The sequence below is a fragment of the Stenotrophomonas maltophilia genome (assembly GCF_002799245.1).
GTDB classification, from domain to species: domain Bacteria; phylum Pseudomonadota; class Gammaproteobacteria; order Xanthomonadales; family Xanthomonadaceae; genus Stenotrophomonas; species Stenotrophomonas maltophilia_S.
The window spans coordinates 330,085-343,369 of sequence record NZ_NEQV01000002.1 but is presented as its reverse complement, the minus strand read 5'-3'; the positions used below and the strand labels follow the sequence as shown (position 1 = coordinate 343,369).

At 68.8% G+C, this 13,285-nt stretch carries 10 protein-coding genes; 4 read left to right on the top strand and 6 right to left on the bottom strand.

What is annotated here, in order from left to right; all coding sequences use genetic code 11:
- The first annotated feature begins 9 nt into the window (after positions 1-9).
- Positions 10-1,368, top strand: a complete 1,359-nt coding sequence (locus tag B9Y64_RS07495) for a TolC family outer membrane protein (RefSeq protein WP_100440166.1) — start codon at positions 10-12, stop codon at positions 1,366-1,368.
- Between the two features lie 72 nt (positions 1,369-1,440).
- On the opposite strand, the gene B9Y64_RS07490 is transcribed toward B9Y64_RS07495, so the two are convergent.
- Positions 1,441-2,685 carry an amino acid transporter gene (locus B9Y64_RS07490; RefSeq protein ID WP_100440165.1) on the bottom strand — a complete coding sequence of 415 codons (1,245 nt, stop codon included), beginning with the start codon at positions 2,683-2,685 and terminating at the stop codon, positions 1,441-1,443.
- A 223-nt stretch (positions 2,686-2,908) separates the two neighbouring features.
- Positions 2,909-4,207, bottom strand: a complete 1,299-nt coding sequence (gene waaA, locus B9Y64_RS07485; protein ID WP_100440164.1) for a lipid IV(A) 3-deoxy-D-manno-octulosonic acid transferase — start codon at positions 4,205-4,207, stop codon at positions 2,909-2,911.
- A 60-nt stretch (positions 4,208-4,267) separates the two neighbouring features.
- Between waaA and B9Y64_RS07480 the strand changes: the two genes are divergently transcribed.
- Positions 4,268-5,185 (top strand): LpxL/LpxP family Kdo(2)-lipid IV(A) lauroyl/palmitoleoyl acyltransferase, encoded by a 918-nt coding sequence (locus tag B9Y64_RS07480; protein WP_100440163.1) that lies wholly within the window; start codon positions 4,268-4,270, stop codon positions 5,183-5,185.
- Between the two features lie 18 nt (positions 5,186-5,203).
- Here the strand turns inward: B9Y64_RS07480 and B9Y64_RS07475 are convergent, their stop codons facing one another.
- The 4 genes from B9Y64_RS07475 to B9Y64_RS07460 form a co-directional block, all read right to left on the bottom strand.
- Complete coding sequence (locus B9Y64_RS07475) at positions 5,204-5,728, bottom strand: REP-associated tyrosine transposase (RefSeq protein ID WP_100440162.1); 525 nt, start codon at positions 5,726-5,728, stop codon at positions 5,204-5,206.
- Positions 5,729-5,865: 137 nt separating this feature from the next.
- Positions 5,866-7,197 (bottom strand): O-antigen ligase family protein, encoded by a 1,332-nt coding sequence (locus B9Y64_RS07470; protein ID WP_100440161.1) that lies wholly within the window; start codon positions 7,195-7,197, stop codon positions 5,866-5,868.
- The gene (locus B9Y64_RS07465; RefSeq protein WP_100440160.1) at positions 7,178-8,293 is read right to left on the bottom strand and encodes a glycosyltransferase; all 1,116 of its coding nucleotides are present in this window, start codon (positions 8,291-8,293) and stop codon (positions 7,178-7,180) included. Before B9Y64_RS07465 ends, B9Y64_RS07470 begins: the two co-directional genes overlap by 20 nt.
- A 15-nt stretch (positions 8,294-8,308) precedes the next feature.
- A complete protein-coding gene (locus B9Y64_RS07460; protein WP_005410967.1) occupies positions 8,309-8,506 on the bottom strand; it encodes a zinc-finger domain-containing protein in 198 nt (65 codons plus the stop codon).
- A 419-nt stretch (positions 8,507-8,925) separates the two neighbouring features.
- Between B9Y64_RS07460 and B9Y64_RS07455 the strand changes: the two genes are divergently transcribed.
- Positions 8,926-12,270, top strand: a complete 3,345-nt coding sequence (locus tag B9Y64_RS07455; RefSeq protein WP_100440159.1) for a GH92 family glycosyl hydrolase — start codon at positions 8,926-8,928, stop codon at positions 12,268-12,270.
- Entirely contained in the window at positions 12,267-13,010 is a 744-nt protein-coding gene (locus B9Y64_RS07450) for a basic secretory protein-like protein (RefSeq protein WP_100440158.1), read from the top strand. The genes B9Y64_RS07455 and B9Y64_RS07450 overlap by 4 nt, the downstream gene beginning before the upstream one ends.
- Positions 13,011-13,285 lie beyond the last annotated feature (275 nt).

The following is a 13,285-nucleotide window of genomic DNA, read 5'->3' as shown; positions in this document are numbered from 1 at the left end:
GAAGCCGCAATGATCCGCCGATCCCTCGCTGTTGCGCTGGCCACTGCCCTGCTGCCGTTGTCCGCCCATGCCGCCGACCTGCTGCAGGTCTACGAAATGGCGCGCAACGGCGATCCGCAGCTGTCCGCTGCCGAATCGACCCGGCTGTACGACAAGGAAGGCGCCGTGCAGGCGCGTGCTGCCCTGCTGCCGCAGATCAACGGCCAGGCCACGCTGAACCGCTCGCGCACCGAGGCGGACCATGACGCCAACTCCGGCACCGTTACCAGCAAGCGCCGCAACTACACGATCGAAGGGAGCCAGACGCTGTTCAACTGGACCCAGATCAACAACCTGCGTTCGCAGCGCGAGCTGAGCAAGGCGGCGGACTTCACCCTCGATTCGGCCAACGACAGCCTGATCGTGCGCACCTCGGCGGCCTACTTCAACGTGCTGGTGGCGATCGAATCGCTGAACGCCGCACAGACCAATGAAGCGGCCGCGAAGAAGCAGTTCGACTTCGCCGACAAGCGCCTGGAAGTGGGCCTGGCGCCGATCACCGACGTGCATGAAGCACGCGCCCAGTATGACCAGGCGCGTGCCAACACCATCGTTGCGCAGAACACCCTGGCAGATAACTACCAGGCGCTGACCGAACTGACCGGCCAGCCGGTGGTCAACCTGAAGGGCCTGCCGGCGGACTTCCGTCCGGAAGTGCCGGCCAACCGTGGCAACATCGACGAGCTGGTGCACCAGGCGAGTTCGCAGAATCCAGCGCTGAAGGCGCAGGAACTGAAGGTCAGCGCCGCCGAGGCCGGTGTGCAGGCTGCCCGTGGCGGCCATTACCCGACCCTGTCGCTGGGCGGCAGCTGGGGCAAGAGCGCGACCTGGGGTGACAGCACCGGTGCCGGCTCGCTGTCGCCGGATGCGCGCACCAACAGCATCGGCCTGACCCTGAGCGTGCCGATCTTCTCCGGCGGTGCCACCCAGTCCGGCGTGCGCCAGGCGCTGGCCCAGCGTGACATCGCCCAGGACGGTTACGAACAGCAGAAGCGCGCCCTGGACCGCAACACCCGCAATGCCTACCAGACCCTGGTGCAGGGCATCAGCGAAGTGGAAGCCCGCCGCCTGGCGGTGGTCTCGGCACAGAGCGCCTACGACGCCTCGCAGGTCGGCCTGGAAGTCGGTACCCGTACCGTGCTGGACGTGATCCAGAACCAGCGCATCCTGTTCTCGGCGCAGCTGGATTACGCCAATGCCCGCTACACCTTCCTGCAGAACCGCCTGCTGCTGAGCCAGTCGCTGGGTGCGCTGGACGTGGCCGAGCTGCAGGATGTCAACCGCCTGCTGACCCAGGACGCGGGCAACCCGGCGACGACCACGCACTGAGGCGTCGCCCTGCCGGCAACGAAGAAGCCACCCGCGAGGGTGGCTTTTTTGATGGCGCGGCCCCGCGAACCGTCAACCCGGCCATGCCCGCAGGCGTTCCAGCGCCGCAAGCAGGCACAGTGCGGCCGCCAATGCGGCCAGGATCGGCATCATCAGATCGCGACCGGCTTTACCCCGCACCGCGTCGTCCTGTCGCCGCAACACCGCCAGGCACAGCGCCGCCATCACCAGCAGGGTTGCCGGACCCGGCAGCGCCGGCAGGGTGCCCAGCGGCAGCCACAGCATCACCGCTGGCAACCCGACCACCACTGCGCCCCAGCCGGTGCGGGATCGTCTCGCCGCGCCAGCTGCGCGTGGCCACATCGACCTGGCCAGCCGGGCGGCAAGCATCAGCAGCACCAGCTGCAGGGCGGCCAGGCCTGCTGCCCCGGCCAGCGGCAACAACGGCAGCATCCACCGCAGCTGCGGGTGCGCCTGCAGCGCCACCGTCAGTGGCCGGGTACTGGCCAGCGCGGAAAACTCGACCAGCCCGGCCTGCAGTGCTGCCAGCACGATCAGCAGCAACATCGCCAGCAACGAGACCAGCGCCAGCACCGCCGGTTGCCACATCGCGCCCTGGCGGCGCAGCGCAGGAAAGCCCAGTGCCAACCCCACGCTGGCAAATACGCCCAGCAGCGGCACCGCAGCCGCCAGCACACCGCCCAACCCGAAGCGATACGGCGCGGTCGCCGGTGGCAGCCACGGAATCCAGTACGCGTAGTGCACGTAACGTGCTGCCAGCGCCAGCAGCAGCACCCCCACGCCGATCTTCACCGTCAGCAGGGCACAGGCCGCCAGGGCCACATCCCGCGGCGGCAGCAACGCCAGCGCACCCAACATCAGCAGACCCACCGACGCCGTTACCTGGCCGGGCAGCCAGCCGCCGGCCTGGAGGCCCCCAGCCGCCGCCGCCGCCGCGTGCAGATGGTGGGCCATGGACTGCGCCACGCCCGCCGTGGTCGCCATCAGCTCAAGCAACAGGATCGTGCCCAGAACCATGGCCACCCGTGGCCCCCAGCTGGCGGCCAGCAGCCCGTGCAGGCCCTCGGCCGCCGGCAGTCGCAGCACCAGTTCCTGCAGGCAGCACAGCACCAGGCCCGCTGCCAGTGCGGCCAGCAGCAGGCTCAGCACGATGGCCGGGCCGGCCTGTGCCGCGGTGTGCTGGCCCACCCGAGCGATCACGCTGCCGCCCACCAGCAGCGTCAGCGCCACCACCGCCAGATGGTCCATCCCCAGCCGGGCCCCGCCGGTGCCGTCCCTGCCCCTGTCGCCGTCCATCGCAAGTTCCCTTGATATCCGCCCAAACGCGGTCGACAGCAGGCTGGCAGCCTGCATTGCCCTGCGGAATCAGAATCGGTGCGGTGTGCACCACGATGTGATGGCAGGCACGCTGCCATCGGCACGTTCGGTCCAGCAACGACAGAAAAATCGTTGCTAAGCAGAATTGATGAAGTTGTTCACGACAGTACTCCGCTGCGCCGCCGAAGCCACGCCAGCCGGATCACTCGCGCGGCGGCGGCAGGTGCGGCGCAACCAGGGCCAGCGTGCGCTGCAGCGCGCCGCGGCCATTGCTGACCAGCGTGCACCCCGCACGAGCCATGTCTTCGCGGGCCTGGGCATCGCCGAGCAGGTGCTGCAGCAGATCGCCCACCGCCTGCGCGTCCTCGCCGATCAGCAGTGCACCGGCCTCGCGCATGCGCCGGGAGATTTCCGCGAAGTTGTGCAGATGCGGGCCGGTCACCGCCGCGGTTCCCATCGCGGCGGGCTCCAGCAGGTTGTGGCCACCGATCGCCTGCAGGCTGCCGCCCACGAAGGCGACCTGGGCACAGGCGTAGAACGGCATCAGCTCGCCGAGCGTATCGATGACGAACACGTCGGTGGCGGCGTGCGGCCACTGGTCCACGCGGCGGGTCGCCACGCTCCAGCCCTGTTCGCGCGCCAGCGCTTCCACCTTCGGGAAGCGCTCGGGATGGCGCGGCGCCCACAGCAGCAGCAGATCGGGATGCTGCTGGCGCAGGCGCCGGTGCAGGTCGATCACCGCCTGCTCTTCGCCATCATGGGTACTGGCGGCGATCCATACCGGGCGGGCGGCCGCTACCCGTGCATGGAACTGTTCGACGAAGCCCTGCACATCCGGCGTGGTGATGTCGAACTTCAGGTTGCCCAGCGCCTGCACCTGGCCGGGCTCAGCCCCCAGTTGCACGAAGCGCTCGGCATCGTCCTGCGACTGCGCGGCCACGCAGGTGACGGTGCGCAGCGCGCGGCGGATCAGTGCGGCCAGCAGCCGGTAGCCGCGCAGCGAACGCGCCGACAGCCGGGCATTGAGGATGTAGACCGGAATACTGCGGTCACGGCAGCCGAACAGCATGTTCGGCCACAACTCGGTTTCCAGGATCAGCGCCAGGCTGGGCTGGAAATGGCCGAGGAAGCGGTTGACGCTGCCCGGCACGTCGTACGGCAGGTAGACATGGTCCAGTGCATCGCCCCACAGCGCACGCACGCGCTCGGAGCCGGTCGGGGTGATGGTGGTGATCACCCAGCGGATGTCCGGGCGCTGCTGGCGCAGGGCATTGACCAGTGGCGCGGCGGCATTGACCTCGCCCACCGAGACCGCGTGCAGCCACACCCTCGGCTGGCCGGTCGGCTGCGGATAGGAAGCGTAGCGTTCGTCCCAGCGCCGGAAATATTCACGGACCCGGAAGCCGCGCCAGACCAGGTGGTACACGGTGATCGGCAGCAGGATGTAGAGCACGACCGAGTACAGGCCGCGCAGGATCCATTCGACAGGGTCTTTACGCATGCGGCAAGGATACGGGAGCCCCCCGGGAAAGACACGCGGCCGCCTTGGTAGAATGGCCCCATGTCAGATGCCTCCACCGCCGTCCGCCCGTCGCTGCGCGATCCGCGCAACTGGCCGATGTTTGCCGCCATGTTCGGCGCCTTCGCCATCGCCCGCCTGCCGTGGATGCTGCAGCGCGCGCTGGGCCGGGGCGTCGGCTGGATCACCTGGCGCCTGCTGGGCAGCCGCCGCCGCGCCGCCGAGGTCAACCTTCAGCTGTGCTTCCCCGAGAAGGACGAAGCGTGGCGGCAGCGGCTGGTGCGCGACAGTTTCGACGCACTGGGCGTGGGCGTGTTCGAGTGCATCCGCGCCTGGTGGGGCAGCATCGACAGCATCCGCCCGCAGGTGCGCATCGAAGGCCTGGAACACCTGCGGCAGATGCAGGCCGAAGGCCGCGGCGTGCTGCTGGTCTCCGGCCACTTCATGACCCTGGAAATGTGCGGCCGACTGCTGTGCGACTACGTCGACCTGTCCGGCATGTACCGCAAGCACAAGAACCCGGTGTACGAGTGGGCAGTGAAGTTCGGCCGCCTGCGCTATGCCAAGGCGATGTTCGCCAACGAAGACATCCGCGCCACCGTGCGCCACCTGAAGAAGGGTGGTTTCCTCTGGTACGCGCCTGACCAGGACATGCGTGGCAAGGACACCGTGTTCGTGCCGTTCTTCGGCCACACCGCTTCGACCATCACCGCCACCCACCAGCTGGCGCGGATGACCGGCTGCGCGGTGATTCCGTACTTCCACCGCCGCGAAGGCGGGAAGTACGTGCTGAAGATCGGTGCACCGCTGGAGAATTTCCCCAGCGAAGACGTGGAAGCCGACACCACGCGGGTCAACCAGGCCATCGAGGAGATGGTGCGCGAGGCCCCCGACCAGTACCTGTGGATCCACCGCCGCTTCAAGCGCCAGCCGGGCGGCCGGAGTGATTTCTACAAGTAACGGTGGGGCGGGATGGCTTCATCTCTGATGACGCGGAGCATCCTGAAGTAGATCCACGCCATGCGTGGATGCTCTGCATCCGGGTACCGGCAACTGCAATGGCCAACGGCACCATGCGTACGGGTACTCGCCCAACGTGCTGGCCAGGCCCGCCCGGACCGGATTGGCGAGGATGTACATCGCCTTCTCATGAAGGAATTCATCGCTGCGTACGGCGTGATCGTGGTAGCCGTGCTGCCACAGCGACCCTCGCCGCTCCAATCGCCGGTTCAACAGTCTGCTGCTGCGTGATTTGAGCAGGGCCATGCACTCGGCCAGGCTTCCCCCGCGCAGCTCCATCAGCCAGTGCAGATGGTCGGGCATGACCGCCCAGGCGAGGCTGTGGCTGAAACCCTGGCGCTCTACGAAGCGCAGGGTGTCGATAAGGATCGCCACGCTTGCCGCATCGGCGAATAACGGTTCGCGGCCGAGGGTTGCTGTGGTCAATGAGTACACGTTGCCGGATCGGGAATACCGACCGTAGCGAAGTCTGGGGCTGGCCATGCCTCCAGCGTGCGCGAACTGCTGGGGCACCGATATTGGAGATGTCGCCGTGTTCAGGTCGGGAAAGCCCCATCCACGCATGGCGTGGATCTACTGATCGGCTCCAGGGTTGATACCTACCAGGCGCAGATGCGCGGTCACTTCACCGGCGGGGAATCATCTGCGTCGCGGGCCAGCAGGCTGCCGGCGAACAGGGCTGCCAGCAGCACGGTCAGGCCACCCCAGAACGCGGAATAGAACGCCAGGTGCGTATTGAGCGGAAACACGGTCACCGCCAGCGCCAGCATCGCCGGGCGGGCGCGATCACGCGCGGCCGGCGGCGCATAGCGCCAGGCCCGCCAGGCCTGCGCCACGGCCGCCAACCACAGCAGCAGGCCCAGCACGCCGGTCTCGGCAAGGATTTCCAGCACGATCTGGTGGGCGTGCAATGCCGGTTGATTGCCCCACACTGCGGGGCCCTCGTCGGCCACGCAGGCCGGATACGCATCGCGGAAGCCCCGCGCACCGACACCGTTGACCGGATGTTCCTCGATCATGCACACGGCCGCCTTCCAGATGCGCGCGCGTCCCGAAAGCGCCTCGTCAACGCCCTGCCCGTCTTCGTTCCATGCCTGTGCCGTGCGCGCAACACGCTCGCGCAGCTGCGGCACCCCCGCGGTCAGTGCGGCCGACCCCAGCGCTGCCACCAGGGCCAGCAGGAGCAGCCGCTTCCAGCCGAACTGGCGCACGCCGCTGTAGGCCAGCACCAGCACGAAGGTGATCCACGAGGCGCGCGAACCCGCCAGCAGCAGCACGCATCCCAGTGCGGCGGCGGCCAGCAACCAACCTGCACTGCCGAAACGCCGCGCCATCGGCAGCAGCAGGAACGGTGACAGGCTGGCCAGCACCTGGCCGAATTTCAGATTGCAGGGGCCGAGCGCGCCACTGAGGCGATCGGCCAGTGCGGCTTCGTCGGCCGGGCACAGCGCGTGGCCACTCACGGCCAGCTTCAGGTGCTCCAGCGACCAGAACCATGGGCTGGTGCCCGCCAGCGCCTGCACCAGCGCGTCCAGCGTCCACGCGGCGGTGATCAGTGCCAGGCCGCCGAAGGTCAGCCGCCGCCGCTCCGGTGTGGCCACCGCGATCGCCACCAGCCACATGAAGGGCAGGTAGCGCAGTCCGGCAGCGGCCTTGGTCCACGAGGCCGAAGGATCGATCGCATCGATGGCCGAGAACGCCTGCGGCAGCCAATAGCCGAGGAACAGGATCGAGGTCAGTGCCCACGCCGCCGTGCTCAACAGGTGCGGGCGGCGCTGCAGCCGGCGCATGACCATGCGCGCGGCAGCATAGAGCGCGCCCAGTCCGAGCACGGTTTCGGCGATGCCCGGCAACGGCCACATCGCCACGTACGCCAGCACCCACCAGGGCGCCCAGCGCCCGGCGCGGTCGTCGCGCACGATGACAGCGGGGTCAGCCGGCGAGATCGGCATAGAGGCGGAGGGTATCGCGCTGCATGGCCTGCAGGGTAAACGGGATGCGGGTCGGCAAGGACGGCGGCTGCGCCAGCAGGGCCAGCGCACGTTCACCCAGTGCGCGCGCATCGCCGAGCGGCACCGCACCGCTGGGCTGCAGCTGCTGCAGCAGTTCGCCGACGCCGCCGTGGTCCCAGCCCAGCACCGGGCGGCCGACCGACAGCGCCTCGACCACGGTACGGCCAAAGGCTTCCGGCTTGTCCGACAGCTGCAGCACCAGATCGCTGGCGGCGTAGGCCTGGGCGATGCGTGCGGTAGGCGTGCTGATCTGTACGGCCTCGGCCACGCCCAGCGCCGCTGCCTGACCGCGCAGCTCGGCCACGTAGGCCTCGCGCCCGGGCTCGTCGGTGCCCAGCATCCACAGCTGGGCAGGCACGCCGGCGGCACGCACATCGGCCAGCAGGCGCAACGCGTGAGCGTGGCCCTTCAGCCGGGTGCCGCGCCCGGGCAGCAGCAGCAGCGGGCCTTCAACCTTGGCCAGCCAGGGGTAGTCGGCCGCCAGCGCCAGCCGCGGGCGACGGTCGGCACGCGCTACGCGTGGGAACTGGTCGACATCGACACCCCGGGGAATGACCTGCAGTTTTTCTTCCGGCACCGTCGGGTAGTGGCGTTGCACGTAGGCACGCACGGTATTGGACACGCAGATCACGCGCTCGCCACTGGTCATCACCGCGCTGTAGCGGCTGGGCGAATTCAACCCGTGCACGGTGGTCACCCAATGCGGGCGCTGCGCGGCGGGCATGGCACGGATCGCGTACAGGCCCAGCCAGGCCGGCAGCCGCGAACGGGCGTGCACGATATCCGCGCCAACCTCGGCAAACAGCCGGCGCAGGGTCGGCAGGTGGCGCAGGGTCAGCAGCGACTTGCGGCCGATGTCCAGGGTGAGGTGCTCGGCACCGCTGTCCAGCAGCGGCTGCACCAGGCGTCCACCGGCCGATACCACCAGCGCGCGATGGCCTGCGGCAACCAGGGCCGCAGCAATTTCAAGGGTCGAGCGCTCGACGCCGCCGGAGTGCAGCGCCGGCAGCAACTGCACCACGGTCAATCGGCGCATCGAAGGGGCCGCCGCTTAGTCGGCCAGCACGAACACGGAACCGCAGTACGGGCACTGCGCTTCGCCGTTGGGTTCGTCTTCGATCGGCAGGTACACGCGCGGATGCGAGTTCCACAGCGCCATTTCCGGGGTCGGGCAGCTCAACGGCAGATCGCTGCGGTGCACGGTGTAGCGCTTCTCGGCGTTGGCGGGCGCGGTGGCGGTATGGCTCATGGCGGATGTCGGTGAACGGGTTGCGAGGCCTGTGATTCTAGCATCTGGGCCGCACCGACATTGCGCCGCAACGGGCCTTTGCGCACTCCCGCCACTGCCGCGCACCTCCGCGCCGGACGCCGGGCGGTGGCACCCACGGGGATTGGGCGGTCGTTCCGGCAGGTTCGCTCGCCGGAATCGACTCCAGCGATATTTCCCGCATTTGGATCGAACTAAATGGCACTTGTCAGCGCGCGGCGGCTGTTGCAGGATCGGGCCAGTCGCACCCCGCCCCACCCAATCCGACCCGATCGCATGGCCCGCCCCCACCGGACCGGCATCGCCTCTTCCACTGCCATCCCGGCGGGCGGAGCGATGCTGTCCGTGGTGTCCGCCGATGCGGGTTCTGCCCGCCGCCAGCCCTTCCGGGAGACCCTTGCATGACCCTGTCCGATCCGCGCCGCGCCCTGCTTCCGCTCGCCCTGGCCCTGGCCTGTGCGACCACTGCGATGCCGGTGCTGGCGCAGGGGCTGCAGACCTCGTTCGAACCGGGCGAACCTGCCCCGGCGCAGGCCGCAGGTGCGCTGCAGGTCGCGATCGGCAATGGACCCGCCGCGCCCTATACCGCCAAGCGCAACGCCGGCTACAGCGGCCTGCATGCACTGCGCTACAGCAGCGGAGGCGGCAACGCACGGCGCGAACTGTTCAGGACCGACCTGGCCATCGAAGCCGACACGACGCTGTCGTGGCTGGTGCTGCCGGAAATCGTCGGCAAGGACACGGTGGCCTCCACCTACGTCTCGCTGGACCTGCGGCTGGACGACGGCAGCCGCGTTTCGGCCGGGGCTGCGCGTGACCAGCACGGCGTAGCGATCGGCGCCCACGCGCAGGGCGAGTCGAAGACGCTGTACCCGCAGCAGTGGGCACGCAAGGCGGTGCGGCTGGGCGACGTGCCGGCACTGAAGGGCCGCCGCGTGGTGGCGATCGAACTGGAAGTGGCCAGCGCCGAGGGTGCACCCGTCTCCGGCTGGATCGATGACGTGCGCCTGGACACGGTGCCGAGGCAGCAGCCACAGCGCGTCTCCGACTGGGTGCTGACCACCCGTGGCACCCAGGCCAACGGCACCTTCTCGCGCGGCAACAATTTCCCGGCCACGGCGGTGCCGCACGGGTTCAACTTCTGGACCCCGGTGACCGATGCCGGCGCACTGAACTGGCTGTACCGCTGGAACGAGCAGAACGATGCGCAGAACCGTCCACAGCTGCAGGCGCTGGCGCTGAGCCATCAGCCCAGCCCGTGGATGGGCGACCGCCAGACCTTCCAGGTGATGCCCTCGTCCAGCCGTGGCGTGCCGGACGCCGACCGCCGCAAGCGCGCACTGTCGTTCGACCGCAGCCATGAAAGCGCGCGCCCCTACCGCTACGACGTCCGCTTCGACAATGGCATCGCCGCCGCCATCGCGCCGACCGACCATGCCGCGCTGTTCCGCTTCGACTTCCCCGAAGGTGCTGACGCCAACCTGCTGTTCGACAATGTCGATGCGCGTGGTGGCCTGACGCTGGACGCAGCCACGCAGACGCTGTCCGGCTACACCGATACGCGCAGCGGCCTGTCCAACGGCGCCAGCCGCATGTACGTGGTGGCCAGCTTCGACAGGCCATGGCGCAGCAGCGGCCACCTCGACACCGGTCGCCCGACCGGCTACATCAAGTTCGATGCCGGCAGCGACCGGCGGGTGACGATGCGCATCGCCACCTCGCTGATCTCGGTGGAGCAGGCGCGGCACAACCTGGCGCTGGAAATCGCTGCGACCGATACGCTGGAGAGCGTGGCCGGCCGCGCGCAGGATGCGTGGGACGCGCGCCTGGCCCGCTTCGACATCGGCGATGCCAGCGACGACCAGAAGACCACGCTGTACTCCAGCCTGTACCGGCTGTACCTGTATCCCAATTCCGGCCACGAGAATGCCGGCAGCGCGGCCGCGCCCGACTGGCGCTACGCCAACCAGGCCAGTGCCAGCGACGACAACACCGAGGGCAGCGCCAACCGCAGCTTCACCGGCGTGCGCGATGGCAGGGTTTTCGTCAACAACGGCTTCTGGGACACCTTCCGCACGACCTGGCCAGCCTATGCACTGTTCACGCCCGACGATGCCGGGCAGATGGTGCAGGGCTTCATCGAGCAGTACCGCGCCGGCGGCTGGATCGCGCGCTGGTCGTCGCCGGGCTACGCCGACCTGATGGTCGGTACCAGCTCGGACGTGGCCTTCGCCGATGCGTGGCTGAAGGGCATCGGCGGCTTTGATCCCGCCGAGGCCTACGCCGCCGCACTGAAGAACGCGACCGTGGTACCGCCCGACCGCCATGTCGGCCGCAAAGGCATGGACCGTTCGACCTTCCGCGGCTACGCAAGTGCGGACGTGCACGAAGGCATGTCGTGGACGATGGAAGGCGCACTCAACGACTTCGGCATCGCCAACATGGCCGATGCCCTGGCCAGGCAAGCAGCAACGCCGGCTGCACGCGAGCGCTACAGCACCGAGGCCGACTACTTCCGCTACCGCGCCGCCAGTTACGCAACGATGTTCGACCCGGCCGCTGGCTTCTTCCAGGGCCGCAATGCCGATGGCCGCTGGCGCGTGGACGCCAGGGACTACGACCCGCGCCTGTGGGGCCACGACTACACCGAGTCCAATGGCTGGACCTTCGCCTTCACCGCCGCCCACGATGGCGAAGGCCTGGCAGCGCTGTACGGTGGCCGCGACAGGCTGGCGGCGAAGCTGGATACCTTCTTTGCCACGCCGGAAACCGCGGACCCGGCGCTGGCCGGCTCCTACGGCGGCACCATCCACGAGATGACCGAGGCGCGCGACGTGCGCATGGGCATGTACGCGCACAGCAACCAGCCGGCGCACCACATCCCGTGGATGTACCTGTACGCCGGGCAGCCGTGGAAGACCCAGCAGCACGTGCGCGAGATCCTGTCGCGGCTGTATGTCGGCAGCGAGATCGGCCAGGGCTACCCGGGCGACGAGGACAACGGCGAAACCTCGGCGTGGTACGTGCTGGCCTCGCTGGGCCTGTACCCGTTGCGCATGGGCGCGCCGGAGTACGTGATCGGTTCGCCGGCGTTCCGCCACGCCCGGGTGGAACTGCAGGGCGGCGCGGTGCTGACCGTGAACGCGGCCAACAACTCGCGTGAGAACGTCTACGTGCAGTCGCTGAAGATCAACGGCAAGCCCTGGACGAAGACCTGGGTACCGCACGAGCTGATCGCCAAGGGTGCGACGCTGGACTTCGTGATGGGCCCGCAGCCATCGCGCTGGGGCAGCGGCGTGGATGACGTGCCGCGCTCGTTGACCGCGCGTGGCCAGCGGCCACAGCTACTGCACGACCTGCTCGGCAGCAGCGCGAAGGCAACACTGGCCGATGGCCGTGCCCTGCCGGCACTGGTCGATGACGATGCGTCCACCACCGTGGGCCTGGGCGGCGGCGCAACCATCGCGTTGACCGGCCTGAGCGAGGGTGCGCCGACGATGTACACGCTCACCAGCGGTGACGGCCGCATCCAGGGCGGGGAATGGACGCTGGAGGCGCGCAACGGCAACGGCCGCTGGACCGTGCTCGACCAGCGCAGCGGCGAAGCCTTCGAGTCTGCCCGCCAGACCCGCCCGTTCCGCATCGCCAAGCCCGGCCACTACGGCGAGTACCGGCTGCGCCTGGCCGCACCAGGCCGGCTGCCGCTGGCGGAGATCGAACTGTTGGCACCCAGCGCCGTACAATGAGCCCTATGCGCTACCGTCTGTTGCCTCTGGCCCTTGTTGCCCTGTCCTTCTCCAGCTTCGGCCAGACCCAGGCCTTTGATGCGCAGCTCACCCGCGATGGCGTGACGCTGAACTACCAGGACGCCCGTGGCGCCCTGACGGCGGCGCAGCGCAAGCGGGTGATCGATACGTTCTACTTCGCCTACCTGCGCGAACGTGCGGACTTCCACCCGGCCGCGCCGGCGATGGTGCGCATCGTGATCGATCCGGCCTACACCGGGATCGCCTTCGTCGGTGACAAGGACCAGGCGGCAACGATCACCATCAACCCGGGCTGGCTGGCGCAGCACCCGAACGACATCGACCTGGTCACCCATGAGGCCATGCACATCGTGCAGGGCTATCCGGGCTATGGCGACGCGCGGGTACCGGGCTGGCTGGTGGAAGGCATCGCCGACTACGCGCGCGACCGCTACGGCATGGACAATGCCGCCGCGGGCTGGGTGCTGCCGGGCAAGGTCGAGAAAGGGCAGAACTTCGACAGCGGCTACCGGGTGACCGGTGCGTTCCTGAAGTGGGCCGACAGCGAACACCCGGGCCTGGTGCTGGCACTGGACAAGGCCCTGCGCGACGGCCGCTATGCGCCGGCGCTGTGGCAGAAGCACACCGGCAAGGCATTGCCTGCACTGTGGACGCAGTACGCCAAGCCGCGTTCTGACGCGCCGCCGCCGGCCCCTGCACGCCGCGGCAAGCGGCACTGACACCCACGCACTGCACGTTCGCCGGGCATTGCCCGGCGCTACCGCATCGCCGCCTCAGCGCGACTGCACGAAACCGGCGTACAGCGCGAACAGCTGCTGGAAATATCGCCGCGTCACTCGATTGCGCATGACACCCTCGCCCATGAAAAGTTGGTCGGGCCCAGGGTGGGAAGGCCGGTCCGGACCCTTCCCACGGCCAGGCCGCGTGGGCGTATTGGGCCGCAACGGCGTTGCAGGGAAATGACCGGGTTGCGTAGCGCGTGTGGCAGGTTCGG